The organism is Halovalidus salilacus (assembly GCF_031852275.1).
GTDB classification, from domain to species: Archaea; Halobacteriota; Halobacteria; order Halobacteriales; family Natrialbaceae; genus Halovalidus; species Halovalidus salilacus.
The window spans coordinates 2,022,057-2,034,706 of sequence record NZ_CP134700.1; the positions used below are offsets into that span (position 1 = coordinate 2,022,057).

A 12,650-nucleotide genomic window follows, 5' to 3' on the forward strand; every position below is an offset into this window, starting at 1 on the left:
CTGAGCGATTTTCGATCTAATTAGATCCGGGGAGTGCTACCTCCCCTGTTCTCCTCATTATCCCTACTACCCCTTCCATAATAAGCGTTTCTTATAGAGTCTATCTTACAACAGGATGATTAGCACGGAAGCAATAGGCATACCGAATCCGAAACTGGAAAGATGACGCAAAAAGTATCAGATAGTAGTGGACGAAAGCGAATTTGACCTTGCTGGTGCATACGTAGCCGGAATCATTGATAGCGGAAGCGCAATCACCGTGAGCGTCACCAAGAACAAGGACTCTCGTCTGGGCTATCGAATCACGCCGGAGATTCGGCTGCGAAGAAAAAACCCCGAGGTTTTGAGCATCCTCGATAGTTGGGCGATGGATCAGGGAGTGAATGGGAAGATACACCAGATGGGTGATTCTCTCGAGTGGCGACTATCAAGTCGCGACGGGGTACGAAACTTTCTGGAGGCTCTACAGCCGTACCTGATTGTCCACGACAACTCAGCCCAAATCCTCCTGACCGAAGTACTACCTCGACTAGAGGACGGCGTACACAATGACAAGGAGGGCTTTCTGAAAATCGTGGAGTACGCGGATATGATTCGAGATGAGCGGTCGTCGCCTTCCGCTAAGTACGACGTGGACTATTTCGAGGATCTATGGGAGATCGAACTTAAAGAATCGTAACGATCCCATTTTCAATTACGATCGTATTCTCAGCGTATTCGAACGTGACCTTGACGGGTCCCGAATTGCAGATTGCCTCGAGTGCTTCAACATCTATTGTCTCATACAGTATCGGAAGATCGGATACCTCACAATCATTGGCGCGAGCAACGCGGTAAACGATCTCTTCCAGTAAAGACTGGTCGCTACCAATTGCCCAACTCGTAGATTTCACAGAAACTAGTCAAAACGGGCTCGGTAATATACTTTTCTGGTAGGGAGAGTCGATCTGACGATGACGATCAGCGGTACAGCTCAATGAGAGATCGAAGTTCTTCAGCACATTGCTCCCTCTCGCGGCTCTCGTAGTGCGCTGCCAGCTCCACGAGGTCGGGGATAGGTATGTACCCGTCAGGTGCCTCTGATACGTCTACGGCGCTGTCAGAGCGTTTCAGGATGGCCTCGTCGGTCCACTCTTTAGGATCGAGATCGAGGTCGTGTTCCTCGTTAATGTCCTCAATTAGCTCTTCTTCTACATCTGGCCCTGCCGGGATTCTGAGGCCGCTTGTAGCGACTTCTGTATCTTCCGGGTGTATTGAGTCGTCGACGCGGCTCAGATGCACAGAGAGGCCGTGTGTGCCCTTGAAGCGCTCACCGCACCATTTGCAGAGGAGCAGCTCGTGATCGAAGTCCTTGCTCGTGGGGACGTTGATCGTCAGCTCCTTCTGGCCGACGACCTCGAGATTCTCCTTATCCTTTTCCCATGTATCCGGCACGTCCTTGTGACCACCGTGATCCTTGTCGCTGGATCGGAAGATATGCAGGTACAGGCCCCTCGAGCGTTTGTGATCGCCACAGTAGGGGCATTTAACCATATCCTCTTCGCCGGTACTCTGGCGGTAGTGAGGTTGAGATGATTCATCAGCCATGATAACCCCATACGGCGTCAAGCGTCATAAGTCTGTCTTAGAAAGTACGCGCTATGCTACTACCTCGGTGATCCAGTTCTAGGAGGAACATTATAAGAAATACTTAAGACGGGTAGGGTTGTTATGATAGTGAGGGGAAGATGGAGTTGTGGCAGTCACGCAACTGGCGTTGCTCGTTCGGGTTCGATTCCTGACTTGACCCTTCCGGGGTTCGGAAAGCCCCGGCGGTTTGTCCCACCGCATACAGTCCATTCCACTTCCAATCTCTCATACTCACCCGTAGTGGTCTTCCATCGGGGTTCGATTCCTCGAGCGGGTTTCCGGGTCCTGTACCCGGAGTGGTATTAACTGCTACCACTTGCCGTAGTTACCGCTTGGTTTGGGCAACCTGAATTGTCCGAAGGAGGCGGCCTTCCGCCAACTTCTTGCTGTCTGTATCTGGGAATTGGATTCTGAGCCACTGAAGGGTGCGATTCCCTTCCTTCCCATTCCCCGCCGGGGGTCGGGGAAACAACGTAATGCGAACAAGGTACTACGCACTGTAATCCACTGGAGCGACCGGTGGGGCTTGCACTGGTGTTGCTCGAGATCGGGGTTCGATTCCCCGAGCAAGCTTGGGGGTGATGACACAAAATAGAGATACTCCACCCTGCTTGTACCGCCTATAGGAAATAGAACGTAAGAAATAGTAAATCCACAACATTCATGAACAGCAAGTACGCCTCCTTTGAGTCCAGCAACGTTAGCACCAGCACCAGCAGCTCCAGTGGCGACTACGAGCGTGATCTCACCCTAAAGTGGAAGCCGAACGCGACCTTCCGTGGCGTCCTCGATGCCTGCTACGGCGGCGACAACCAGTGGGGTCAGTCGCTCGGGATCAAATTCACAGACGGCAAGCTCGTCGACGGTGTTCTCATGGAGCGTCTCGGTGCCGACGGTGAGCCAGACGGTACGGTCAAGCTCTTCGCGTGGGAGCAGATGCCGGTCGTTCTCAACGAAGAGCTAAGCGCTGACGATGCCCCGGATGTGTTCACCGAAGAGATCGGCACGAAGAACTACCGCTACCAGCTGCTCGGCGCTCGAGTTGAGGGCGACGAAGAGAACGGGATTGAGGCCGACCCTGCCGATCCGATCGACTTCGGGGATTTTATCATGTGGGAAGACGGCGGCCAGAAGCCCTCGTCCACTGCGAAGGTTCTCGCTCAGACGCTCACTCCGGCTGGCCGGGAGATCATCGTCGACAAGGACGACATTCACAACTGGCTGGACGTGGGGGCAGTCGAGCTACGTGAAGACCTGATCGGGCGAGAGGTTGACGTGTTCAAGGTCATCAAGCAGGGGCCGAAGCACAAGTTCCACAGCCCTGTCGTGATCGACGTAAAGACTGGCAAGCAGATAATGATCGTCAGCGGCAGGCAAGACGCTTCCAGTGGCTCCAGCGCTCCGGTTTCGGCTCCAGCCTCGACGATGGATAGCAGCGAGGATTCTGACGAGGCTACCAGTGGGATGCCCGGTCCGGTCGCTGACTTCGTAGAGTTTTGCCGCGACTTCGGTCTGACCGACGAAGAACAGATCCTTACGAACCTGAACGAGATGGCGGAAGAGTCGGACAACTCGCTCACACCGGAGATGGTCGAGTCGGTCGGCACGGATACGATCCTGAACGCGATCGTCAGCTGATAGCTGAACATATTCACGCTTTATGAGGCTCAAAGAACACACGGTAAGCTACGGTCGGAAGGTACAGCTTGAGCAATTCGAACCGATCGACGTTCACGAGAGCGTCACGGTGGAACTCGAGGAAGGCGACGACCTCGAGGAAGTGTCTGCGGAACTCGATGCGATTGTCCGAGAGAATGTCGAGCAGCGCGTTCTGAAGCGCGTTCTCTCGAAGAAAATGGAGGACTCTGAAGATGATAACTGAAACTCAATCTGAAACGTTTGTCTGCGATGTGTCCGAATACTTCAACGGTTACGCGACTCTGCACAGGCTCCCCGAGTCGATTCAGCTCGGTGACAGTCTCGAGGAATCGGAGTACTACGTCATTAGCTCTGTCTCCTCTGCGTTCGCGGATGAGTCGATGGCGTTCCCTGCCGACGAGAACGGCGGCGTCATTAGCTGGAGTGAAGCGTTCTCGCTCACTCCCCGGAACCACGAGGGGGCGGTTGCTGAACTGGAACGGTTGATTGGCGAGGCTGGCGGAAGCGGCGAGTAGCGAGAGAGATTTTCTGTAGCCCTTGGGACGGCTGCCAGTTTGAAATATGTCATGAAACGCGCAGCTACGTCTCCGTTCGGATACAGGATGCGGAACCCACTTCATCACAGCCATGTCCAACAAACATCCAGAAGTAGTAGAAGAGCCAGAAACCCCCGAGCTGTACGACGTACTCCGTGCTGCTCAAGATGCCGGTCTGGTCGGCGAGGAGGAGACGGCACTGACGGTCTTCACGGCAATGATCCGTGGCGGTCTGGTCATCATGCTTGGTCCATCGAGGGTTGGTAAGACCTTCACGGTCAAGTGTATGAGCGAGCCGATCCCGGACAGCGACATTTACGAGATGAGTACGACACTGAGTCCTACGGCGTTGTACTACGCTGCCGACGAGATCAACCAGTGTCGCGTCCACGTCTATCAGGACTTGGCGAGTCTCCCGGAACACGTCGAGGCCGTCCTGAAGGCGACCGCTGAGGGCCTCCCTGCGAGCCGTGAGATCACCGACGTTACCTCCGGTGAGACGATCCGAATGACGATCAACCCGCCCGACTGCATTATTGTCGGGATCGCTTCCGACAACGAGAACGTCGACATCAATGACTTCCCCGAGCTGCGGAACCGTGGCCTGATCGTCAGCAACGATGCTTCGCAGGAACAGACCGAGCGCATCCTCGATCGGCAAGCCGACGACATGAGCGGCTTGTACGAGTGCAATCTGACCGACGAGCAGCTCGAGCAGATCCAAAACTACATCGCGACGATTCCGGTGAGCCGGTACGCGCGAGACGAGTCGATCGGTGCGATTATGAACATCCCCGGAGGGCGTCCGCTGCGGGAGCAGAACCCGGTTCCGACGCACTTCACGGAAGCTCGTGACGACTACAAGCGGCTCAACAAGTTCATCGAGAGCGTGGCGCTGTTCCACTATCAGGATCGCATGGAGATCCTGTTCGACAGCCAGCCGACGCTCCTTGTGACGCCAGCCGACGTGTGGTACGGCATGAAAATCTTCGGGGAGCAGATGATTATGTCGGCGCTGAACCTGCGCGAGATCGACTTAATCATCCTCGAGCTGCTCCGCGAAGAGAAGACGGCCATGACCGTCTCGAAGATCCAGTCGGCTGTCCGGCAGTCGGGCGGCGGCTACAACATCACGGATCGGGACGTTCACTCGTCGCTCAAGTCGATGAAGACGAAGGCGTACGTCGACGTGAACCAAGCGGATAACCCGCAGACGTGGTACGCGACGGCGTTCGCTCAGGTGGTCGATCACCCGACTGCTCTCGACTATGCGAAGCTTGTGGAGCGGACTGAAGAGGTGGCTCGCGAGGTTCTCGAACCCGAAATCGCCGAAGAGTACATCGAGCGGTTCTGTCGCGGCGAAGGGCTGATCGTCACCGATCCAATCACGGGCGAGCAGATCAACATCACCGAGGATACCAGCTTCCAAGAGGCGCTCGATGAAGCCGAGGAAGAGATCGAGGAGGTACTGAGCAAGCCCCTCTGGGGAACCGAATCTGAATCCGAACCAGAGACGGAAAGCGACGAGGTTGCGGAAGCTGGCGACGACTTCGCGACCGTCGAAGGGAGCAAAGCAGGACAGGGGACGTTGATGTGAAGTATTGCGAATATTGCCAGCGGGATGTTCTAATTCGTCGCAAAAAGCGGAGATACGGGTCAGACGAGTTCCGCTGCGGGAATTGCCAGAGACTAATCCATGAATGACGGAAGAGTTAGCGGACGCAATCACAGTATGGTGTACCAGCTACCCGCGCAGGGTTACAGCGCACCAGAAATGGGCAGAGTCGCCGCTCGAGGTCGGGAGGTACATCAAGGAGGTTGAAGGAACATCGGTTGCACCGTACGTCTCTGTCTACAGTTTCCCTCACGGTCACACCGTAGATGGCTGCGTTCCGTCAATCGATACGATCTTCATCGACTTCGATATTCCAGCTGGTGGCGAGTACAGAAGTTCGAATCCCGATCCGCAAGCGTGGTATCGGGACATGTCGGCGCTCCTCACTCGTGTACGGAGTGTCTGTCGGCTACTGGTAAAGGAAGGCTCTGATAAGCACTTCCGGGCAGCGTTATCCGGTCACAAAGGCGTCCACCTTTACTTGGATTTCCCGGCCATCGATCCCAACGAGGGGACGGCGGCGCAGTTCAAGAACGGGATGCGGAGGTACGCTGACGAGTTGATTGATTTCCTTGAAGCGCAGACGTACCTCGATCTCGAGGAATGGGTAGACGTTGACAGCAGTGATCTGGCTCGACTCTGCCGCCTTCCGAACACGAAGCACGTCGGAGCCTCGAAAGCGTTCGATGAAGACCGATACTGCGTTCCAGTATCAGTCCGAGAACTCGCAAATATAACGCCGAACGAGTACGCGAAACTGACCCGATCTCCCCGGCCTGTTCCAGCAGATTGTCGCCGCGTTCCCAACGAGAAGGCGGGCGACGTAATCACGCAGTACGTTCGAGAGGCCACTGGTGCGAATTACTGCGGTATCAGTAGCTTCGATCCAGAGGCACTCGAGCGCTACAAGGAAGAGCAGAACAAGGAGATCACACTTGAGGATATACCGTTCCTGACTCGCGAGAAGCCGTGTATTTGGGCGTTCAGAGAGCGCCCCGATATGTTCAGTCACGGCGCGGCGAGTCACGCAATGGAGCTGAACGTGATCGCCAACTTGGTGAATCAGCGAGTCCCGATCGACGTGATCGTCGAGTTCTTCAGTGAAGCCGACGAGTTCGACGAGGACTTCACCCGGCACCAAGTCGAGAAGGTGATCGCTCACAAGTTGAATCCATATCGCTGCGACACAATCTGGGCGCAGGCTCCGATGTTCTGCCTTGGGGAGTCCTGCAACCTGTACCACGAATATAAAGGGACAGCGACCGCCCACTGACGGCGGCCACACTCTCCCTGCCACTGCTACATCTACACCTATGAGCTACAACTTAACGCCCGCACAGAGAAACGTCTTCGAACAGCTCCCCGCGACCGTCTCGGAAGTGGCAGACGCGCTTGGAATCACGGAATCGACTGTACGCGACCACCTGAGCGCCATCAACGAGCAGATCCCGATCATTAACCGAGACGGGGTGCGATACCCCGTAACCGAGCTGCGTCGTCTCGAGTCGCACCCGACGAACTATAATCAGACGGCGAACCGAGCGTCGAAAGCGAGCCAGACGAAGGCAGCGAACCAGCACCTTGCCGACCTGAACGATCGGCTTACTCGCCTCCTCGATCGGAGCGTTCCGGCAGTCGCGGACGGTGGCCTTGCTTACGATCCGTCGAACGAGGATGTGGTCATTCACCGATCTGACGATCACATCGGCGCTGAAGTCTACGACGAGTTCGGCAACCTCGTGTTCAACAAGGACATTGCCGCCGAGCGGATTCGTAGTGTGACCGATTCCGTCATGGATCTGATCGACCGGGAAGAGAAAGCCGACCGGCAGTTCGATACTGCTCACCTGCTGTTGGGCGGCGACACCGTAACTGGTGAGAATATCTTCTCACACCAGCCCCACGAGATTGATCTCACGATCGACGCACAGATCGACCTCGCGTGTGAGCTGTACTTCGAGCAGATCCAGCGCCTCGCGGCCCGCTTCGACAGCGTGCAGGTCGTCTGTCAGGCTGGTAATCACGGCGAGCTGCGAGCCAACGGAATGAGCCAAGAGGCGAACGCCGACAGGATCGTCTACATGATGCTCGACCGGATGGTGCGGCTGAGTGACCTCGACAATGTGACGTTCATTCGTTCCGGCGCGACGGCGTTCATCAACTTCACGATGCGGAACGGGCTGCACCGGGGACACCTCCGGCACGGTCAGAACTGCCTGCCGCACATTGGGACTGCCTCTGGTCAGAACAAGTGGCGCGGATGGCAGATCAAGCACGGGTTCGATATTGCCTACCGGGGCCACTACCACGAGTTCAAGCTCGAGCATGTCATGAACCGGCCCGTTCTCATGTCCGGCTCGATCTGCCCACCGAGCGACTACGAGGAATCGCTCTCGGTCTGGAGTGAACCGGCGGCGACCGTCCATGGCGTCACTGACGATTACCCGTTGGCGTGGCTCTACCCGGTCCAGTTCCGCGATACTGACAGTGACGCACCCGATCCGGCATTGGACGGGCAGTCACCGATGGTAACGGCTTAAAGACACTCCCTATAAGATATACTACGAAAGACTTACTATGACTTACAGCATTGAAGAGAGCGATGAGATCAGCAGTACCGAATGTCAAAACGCCCGGAGTGTCCCCGAGGTGGGACAATGAAGGCCGACAACGTGGCCGTTCGAGAGACGAACGGAGTCTTCGTGGCCTACTACATCGGGGACGACGCTCCCCTGCTCAACGCAGTTGGCGGAACGCGAGAGTCTGCGATTGGAGCGCTCTATCATGAGTGGAAGCGATTCCATTCGATCATCAACGCCTCGAGAGAGTGCAATCCGGGGGTCGCCTATGGGTGCTGACGATCATCCGACGAGGGTTCCCTCGAACTTCGACGAAGTTGAAGGACGCTCGCACTCGCAGCCTTCCGAGAACGAAGAAGAGGAGAACGACGGAGAGAACGGCCTCTACCACCTGTGGGTGGCCGAAACCCACGGTGGCGAGTACGTTCCGTCATTCATCTATATCCGAGCTGATTCGCTGACGGAAGCGCACCTACGAGCGCAGTTCATCGGTGTTGCGTTCAACGCTTCCTGTGCTTGCCAGATGGACGTGAGGCCCGTCGAGGTCTACGTCTGAACCGCCTGTCGATCATCTCTACGCTACACCTACCACTATCATGCACGTTGACCGCCGAAACACCCGCGCTGACCACTTCGAAGTGACCGATGTCGAACTCCGTGGTGATGGCACTCCCATCATGCTGAACCTTCCCGGTGGGATCGTCGTCTCGAAAACGATCGAGTACACGACGACGATGTGTCCCGAGTGCGTGGATCACAACGGAGAACACACAATTCCGGCGTGGGTCGACCATCTCGGTGATGAAATCTGCCCCGAATGCGGTATGATCTGCAACGGCAATCGGCAGATCCTCCCGGAAGACTACAACTTCTCGGCTCGAGGCGGGTTCGAATCTTCTGGGTTCCCCGCTCTCAATGATGCCGCACCTGTCCACGACCGCCGCGTCGACAGTGAATCTACTACTGCATAAGACATACTATGTTGGAGAAACTAAACAGCTTGCTGTCGGGAGTGTCTGATGAAGAATACATCTCCCCCGCAGAGATCGCAGAGAACGTTCGAACGATCCACGAATCGCTCGACCTTCTGAAAGCGTGGTCGCTCGATACCGCTGAGTGGCTCGAGGAAGAGCAGCAGCGGCTCGAGGCCGAGGGGGAAGCCGAGTACGCCGATGAGCTGACCGACTTAATGCTCTACGTCAACACGGTCTTCCTCCGAATCGAGTACGGAGACGTATCGATTCGGCCCGATCCTGACGAGGACGAAGAAGAGGGAGGTGACGAGTGACATGGCGGTCTATTCCCGAGAGACGTACAGCTACGACGAACCGTTCGAGGTCAACGGGCGAATCGTCGAGGTTCTCCACCACTCACCGACTCACAGTCGCGTTACGGTGCTGGTCGAGAGGCCGGAGAGCGTCGTCTTCACTCGAGCAGATTCGGACGTATCCAAAAGAATGAGTCGAGAGGCTCCCGATCACGTCCAGAGCAATTGGGCTTACGAAGAGGCGTCGTTCACCTGTGATGCCGATCTCGCCTCTGGCGGCACCTGTACTCGAGAAGTCGAATCACCCGATGAACGCTGCTGGCAGCACGATGCCCGTTAACATTCACGCGAACTCCGCTGCACGTTAAAATCGCCCCTAGTTTGAAATATGTCATGAAATGAGGGGCGCTTCCGCAACTCATGCCTGTAACAGAGATACACGAACCAGAGCCGACGCCGGACACTACGTGGTCCGTTTGGATTTACCCCGACGTAGATGACAAACCCTCGAAGTACACTGGCGTCGTTGACGTACTGAAACTCCCGAACGGGACGATCAAAATCGCGCACCACGACGGGGTTGTCTCCGAGCGTGGCGGCGAGATCATTCGAATGAGGCAGGAACACCTTGACTGACAAGATCATGGAACCCAAGAGCGTACCCGAGATACTGAAAGAAGGCGCAGAGACGTACGAACTGAAAAACTCCGACTATGGTGCGTCATGGCAGCTGAACGGAAAGATTCTGTTTCGACTGGTCGGAGAGGAGCCGGTCGTCCTCGAGACGGTTGAAGATTGGATCGCGGTCGGGCTGTTCACGAGACGGCTCGACAAGCTCGCACGGAGCGTTAACGGCGAGCTGCGTGGCGCGTCGATGAATTACGAGAAGGCTGCCGACGCCGACACTGACGAGTCCGTCTACGCGGCGATGCAGGCGGTGAACAAGATGGAGCGAGAGAAGATGGCCCGGCAGCCAGTGACGGTCGATCCACCTCGAGCGACCTCGAACGGCGAGGCTGATTCAGTGGGTGTCGGTGATGAGTGACCTCGATGATCTGGTCCGTCGCGTTGAGCGGCAGATCGCAGCAAATCGCACGGTTCTGCAAGCGGTTCATAAGCAGCAGATGGAGCGCGAGTATCGGAATCTAACCTACGAGAAACAGACCGGAAAACCACTGGTATGATACAAGTTGGAAAAGTTTGGGGAGGTCCAACCCGCCCAACTGGTGATGATGTCGATGGTGGTGGTGGCTCGAATGGGGTGCCTCTGACATTCGAGGCCAATTTCGAATCGCTGACCAAACACCATAAATTGTTCGACGTCTTTCAGAGCAGGTCGAACTCAAAGGTGATGAAAAATCAACTAGTGGTGGAGGTGATCCAGTAGTGACATTTGCGAATCGAGAGACACTGGTCGAGATCCTGAGCCACGCACGATCACAGCCGAGGTGCGTCATCGAGTTCACAACAAACGAAGACGGCGAAACGACGGTGGCTGACATAACGAATCACGTAGAAATACTGGAGGAAAGAAGTGCCGACGCAGAGTGATACGCTGACGGAGCTTCGCGAGGGATGCGCTCCCGGAAAGCTTCCGTACATCAGCAAGTCGCGAGTAACGACGTACAAGACGTGCCCGAGGAAGTTCTACTACAGCTACGTTTTGGGGATGCGGACCCCGGATACGTACTACACGAAGCGGGGGCGACAGGTCCACGAGACGTACGAGATTTACTACGAGAACCTCCTCGAGTCCTACGTCGATCGGAGCGAGGTTCCCGAGGATCTCACCGAGCTGCTCCCGTCCGATGTATCGTTATGGGCTGACTGGATCGAGCCGTACATCTCGAACTTCATTCTGTTCGAAATGGATCGGCGGAAGGCGGCCCCCGATGATAAAGCGTTCCTGCCTGTTGGAGTTGAAGCCGAGGGGTGGGATTGGGAGCAGGCCCCACCGTGGATGGGATACGCCGACGTGATCGTCAATGCCTCGAGCCTTCCGCAAGTCGAGAATGACGAAGGAGTCGTTATCATCGACTTCAAGACAGGGAAGACCCCGGACCCAAAGTACCGCGACGACGGGATTTTCCTCGAGGGAGAGTACTACGCAGTTCTCTTCGAGGACGAGTGGGACATTGCCGCCGTAGCCGGGTACTTCCCGATGAACGACGACTTCGTTATCAGCCCACTCGATGCGGAACGCCGCGAGCGTATCTTCCAGTACGTCGAGGAGATGACGGCCAGCACGGATCGCGAAGACTTTCCTGTGAAGGAGCAGCCGCTCTGTGCATGGAAGTCCGACGAGGGCTGTCAGTGCGACTTCTACAAAATCTGTAGTTCGTCGTGGGGAACGATCGGCGGTCCCGGTCCCAACTACTTCGACGAGAACAAGAAACCGCTGTAATTCTGCCATGAGCCAAGCGCAAGCCCAACTGTTCGATAGTGACGACCTTCGACCGCCGATCAAGCGATTTCACATCGTCGACGTGATAACGACGGTGAACGGCGGTGAGGATATTGCGTACGCGGCAGCCCGATCTGGTGTCATGGTCGGGTTTGCATCGGCGAATAAGCGTCCACCGAAGGATGTTCCCGTTGAGTTCGTTGACTGGCCCTTCACTGAGATTGAGGGACCGGAAGACGTAGAGGCAGCGTTCCGCAAACATCTTGCTGTCGTCAAGCGAGAGCGGCCCAAATACGCCGTGGCTCCCGACGTTGACGAGAACGTTGGGTTCAACGAAGCGGTGCGCTATGCTGTGCAGCTGGAGCGTTACTGTGAGACTGTCATCATGGTGCCCAAGTCGATCCACCCCCTCGATGTACCGAGTCGGTTCCGCGTCGGGATGCCGTGTCAGGAACGGTTCGGCGGAACGCCCCACCCGTGGTCCGAATACCGCGAGTGTCGCGAGGTTCACGTTCTCGGCGGCCATCCCACAAAACAGCTCGAGGTTGAGAAATACTACGTCCCGGTTCGCTCGATCGATACCGCCGTTCCGATCTCGAGGGCGAGGTGGGGCGATGTCTGGAGTGATCGGAAGTTCATACGAAAGCGCGAGGGCTTCTACGGAAGCGTCGAGCAGAGCTTCGCGAACATCTGGACGGAGTGGAACGGCACGAACATCTGTCTCGGTCGCCTCGAGCGGACGAAGTACACGCGCCCGAAGGAGAATGATCGGCGGTACTACGAAGATCCGTTGGACATTGAGCCGTGGCTCGGTGAGGAAGATGATATTCCGTTTCCGGGCCGGGCGTGGTGTTTGGAGAACAATATAAAAGACTGGAAAGAAAGAATTTCCAGACGACAAGAGTTGAGAAATCGGTAGTGTTGTGGGTGAACGTCTGAATCTAGAGAAATATTTATGACG

20 protein-coding genes are annotated in these 12,650 nt (G+C 56.2%); 18 read left to right on the forward strand and 2 right to left on the reverse strand.

Features of this window, described 5'->3' with window-relative positions; all coding sequences use genetic code 11:
* Positions 1-187 precede the first annotated feature (187 nt).
* Positions 188-679, forward strand: a complete 492-nt coding sequence (locus RJT68_RS10080; RefSeq protein ID WP_407040228.1) for a hypothetical protein — start codon at positions 188-190, stop codon at positions 677-679.
* Here RJT68_RS10080 and RJT68_RS10085 read toward each other — a convergent pair.
* Together RJT68_RS10085 and RJT68_RS10090 are read right to left on the reverse strand one after the other, a co-directional pair.
* Complete coding sequence (locus tag RJT68_RS10085) at positions 666-893, reverse strand: HalOD1 output domain-containing protein (RefSeq protein ID WP_407040229.1); 228 nt, start codon at positions 891-893, stop codon at positions 666-668. The two genes, RJT68_RS10080 and RJT68_RS10085, sit on opposite strands and share 14 nt — an antisense overlap.
* Positions 894-960: 67 nt before the next feature.
* Entirely contained in the window at positions 961-1,587 is a 627-nt protein-coding gene (locus tag RJT68_RS10090) for a hypothetical protein (RefSeq protein ID WP_407040230.1), read from the reverse strand.
* A 705-nt stretch (positions 1,588-2,292) separates the two neighbouring features.
* Here RJT68_RS10090 and RJT68_RS10095 point away from each other — a divergent pair.
* The 17 genes from RJT68_RS10095 (at position 2,293) to RJT68_RS10175 (ending at position 12,608) form a co-directional block, all read left to right on the forward strand.
* Positions 2,293-3,267, forward strand: a complete 975-nt coding sequence (locus RJT68_RS10095; protein ID WP_407040231.1) for a hypothetical protein — start codon at positions 2,293-2,295, stop codon at positions 3,265-3,267.
* A 22-nt stretch (positions 3,268-3,289) separates the two neighbouring features.
* Positions 3,290-3,511: a hypothetical protein gene (locus RJT68_RS10100; RefSeq protein ID WP_407040232.1), complete on the forward strand. Its 222-nt coding sequence runs from the start codon at positions 3,290-3,292 to the stop codon at positions 3,509-3,511.
* Entirely contained in the window at positions 3,501-3,803 is a 303-nt protein-coding gene (locus RJT68_RS10105; RefSeq protein WP_407040233.1) for a hypothetical protein, read from the forward strand. The genes RJT68_RS10100 and RJT68_RS10105 overlap by 11 nt, the downstream gene beginning before the upstream one ends.
* Before the next feature lie 112 nt (positions 3,804-3,915).
* The gene (locus RJT68_RS10110; protein WP_407040234.1) at positions 3,916-5,421 is read left to right on the forward strand and encodes a hypothetical protein; all 1,506 of its coding nucleotides are present in this window, start codon (positions 3,916-3,918) and stop codon (positions 5,419-5,421) included.
* Between the two features lie 103 nt (positions 5,422-5,524).
* Positions 5,525-6,712, forward strand: coding sequence for a hypothetical protein (locus RJT68_RS10115; protein WP_407040235.1), 1,188 nt, complete (start codon positions 5,525-5,527; stop codon positions 6,710-6,712).
* Positions 6,713-6,752: 40 nt separating this feature from the next.
* Positions 6,753-7,979, forward strand: a complete 1,227-nt coding sequence (locus RJT68_RS10120; protein WP_407040236.1) for an ArsR family transcriptional regulator — start codon at positions 6,753-6,755, stop codon at positions 7,977-7,979.
* A gap of 117 nt (positions 7,980-8,096) precedes the next feature.
* Positions 8,097-8,297 (forward strand): hypothetical protein, encoded by a 201-nt coding sequence (locus RJT68_RS10125; RefSeq protein WP_407040237.1) that lies wholly within the window; start codon positions 8,097-8,099, stop codon positions 8,295-8,297.
* Positions 8,287-8,574, forward strand: coding sequence for a hypothetical protein (locus tag RJT68_RS10130; protein WP_407040238.1), 288 nt, complete (start codon positions 8,287-8,289; stop codon positions 8,572-8,574). The genes RJT68_RS10125 and RJT68_RS10130 overlap by 11 nt, the downstream gene beginning before the upstream one ends.
* A 40-nt stretch (positions 8,575-8,614) precedes the next feature.
* Positions 8,615-8,989 (forward strand): hypothetical protein, encoded by a 375-nt coding sequence (locus RJT68_RS10135; RefSeq protein WP_407040239.1) that lies wholly within the window; start codon positions 8,615-8,617, stop codon positions 8,987-8,989.
* A gap of 41 nt (positions 8,990-9,030) precedes the next feature.
* Positions 9,031-9,306 (forward strand): hypothetical protein, encoded by a 276-nt coding sequence (locus RJT68_RS10140; RefSeq protein ID WP_407040240.1) that lies wholly within the window; start codon positions 9,031-9,033, stop codon positions 9,304-9,306.
* Between the two features lies 1 nt (position 9,307).
* Positions 9,308-9,625: a hypothetical protein gene (locus RJT68_RS10145; protein ID WP_407040241.1), complete on the forward strand. Its 318-nt coding sequence runs from the start codon at positions 9,308-9,310 to the stop codon at positions 9,623-9,625.
* Between the two features lie 80 nt (positions 9,626-9,705).
* Complete coding sequence (locus RJT68_RS10150; protein ID WP_407040242.1) at positions 9,706-9,921, forward strand: hypothetical protein; 216 nt, start codon at positions 9,706-9,708, stop codon at positions 9,919-9,921.
* Complete coding sequence (locus RJT68_RS10155) at positions 9,914-10,330, forward strand: hypothetical protein (RefSeq protein ID WP_407040243.1); 417 nt, start codon at positions 9,914-9,916, stop codon at positions 10,328-10,330. Before RJT68_RS10150 ends, RJT68_RS10155 begins: the two co-directional genes overlap by 8 nt.
* Positions 10,323-10,469 (forward strand): hypothetical protein, encoded by a 147-nt coding sequence (locus RJT68_RS10160; protein ID WP_407040244.1) that lies wholly within the window; start codon positions 10,323-10,325, stop codon positions 10,467-10,469. Before RJT68_RS10155 ends, RJT68_RS10160 begins: the two co-directional genes overlap by 8 nt.
* Before the next feature lie 202 nt (positions 10,470-10,671).
* The gene (locus tag RJT68_RS10165; RefSeq protein WP_407040245.1) at positions 10,672-10,836 is read left to right on the forward strand and encodes a hypothetical protein; all 165 of its coding nucleotides are present in this window, start codon (positions 10,672-10,674) and stop codon (positions 10,834-10,836) included.
* A complete protein-coding gene (locus RJT68_RS10170; protein ID WP_407040246.1) occupies positions 10,820-11,689 on the forward strand; it encodes a PD-(D/E)XK nuclease family protein in 870 nt (289 codons plus the stop codon). The genes RJT68_RS10165 and RJT68_RS10170 overlap by 17 nt, the downstream gene beginning before the upstream one ends.
* A gap of 7 nt (positions 11,690-11,696) precedes the next feature.
* The gene (locus RJT68_RS10175; RefSeq protein WP_407040247.1) at positions 11,697-12,608 is read left to right on the forward strand and encodes a DUF6610 family protein; all 912 of its coding nucleotides are present in this window, start codon (positions 11,697-11,699) and stop codon (positions 12,606-12,608) included.
* Positions 12,609-12,650 lie beyond the last annotated feature (42 nt).

What these genes read in the sequence shown, in the direction of transcription:
- RJT68_RS10130 (WP_407040238.1), top strand. Translation starts at nt 8,287, where the DNA reads ATGGGTGCTGACGATCATCCGACGAGGGTTCCCTCGAACTTCGACGAA.
- RJT68_RS10090 (WP_407040230.1), bottom strand. Translation starts at nt 1,587, where the DNA reads ATGGCTGATGAATCATCTCAACCTCACTACCGCCAGAGTACCGGCGAA.
- RJT68_RS10095 (WP_407040231.1), top strand. Translation starts at nt 2,293, where the DNA reads ATGAACAGCAAGTACGCCTCCTTTGAGTCCAGCAACGTTAGCACCAGC.
- RJT68_RS10145 (WP_407040241.1), top strand. Translation starts at nt 9,308, where the DNA reads ATGGCGGTCTATTCCCGAGAGACGTACAGCTACGACGAACCGTTCGAG.
- RJT68_RS10135 (WP_407040239.1), top strand. Translation starts at nt 8,615, where the DNA reads ATGCACGTTGACCGCCGAAACACCCGCGCTGACCACTTCGAAGTGACC.
- RJT68_RS10110 (WP_407040234.1), top strand. Translation starts at nt 3,916, where the DNA reads ATGTCCAACAAACATCCAGAAGTAGTAGAAGAGCCAGAAACCCCCGAG.
- RJT68_RS10105 (WP_407040233.1), top strand. Translation starts at nt 3,501, where the DNA reads ATGATAACTGAAACTCAATCTGAAACGTTTGTCTGCGATGTGTCCGAA.
- RJT68_RS10120 (WP_407040236.1), top strand. Translation starts at nt 6,753, where the DNA reads ATGAGCTACAACTTAACGCCCGCACAGAGAAACGTCTTCGAACAGCTC.
- RJT68_RS10115 (WP_407040235.1), top strand. Translation starts at nt 5,525, where the DNA reads ATGACGGAAGAGTTAGCGGACGCAATCACAGTATGGTGTACCAGCTAC.
- RJT68_RS10125 (WP_407040237.1), top strand. Translation starts at nt 8,097, where the DNA reads ATGAAGGCCGACAACGTGGCCGTTCGAGAGACGAACGGAGTCTTCGTG.
- RJT68_RS10150 (WP_407040242.1), top strand. Translation starts at nt 9,706, where the DNA reads ATGCCTGTAACAGAGATACACGAACCAGAGCCGACGCCGGACACTACG.
- RJT68_RS10100 (WP_407040232.1), top strand. Translation starts at nt 3,290, where the DNA reads ATGAGGCTCAAAGAACACACGGTAAGCTACGGTCGGAAGGTACAGCTT.
- RJT68_RS10175 (WP_407040247.1), top strand. Translation starts at nt 11,697, where the DNA reads ATGAGCCAAGCGCAAGCCCAACTGTTCGATAGTGACGACCTTCGACCG.
- RJT68_RS10160 (WP_407040244.1), top strand. Translation starts at nt 10,323, where the DNA reads ATGAGTGACCTCGATGATCTGGTCCGTCGCGTTGAGCGGCAGATCGCA.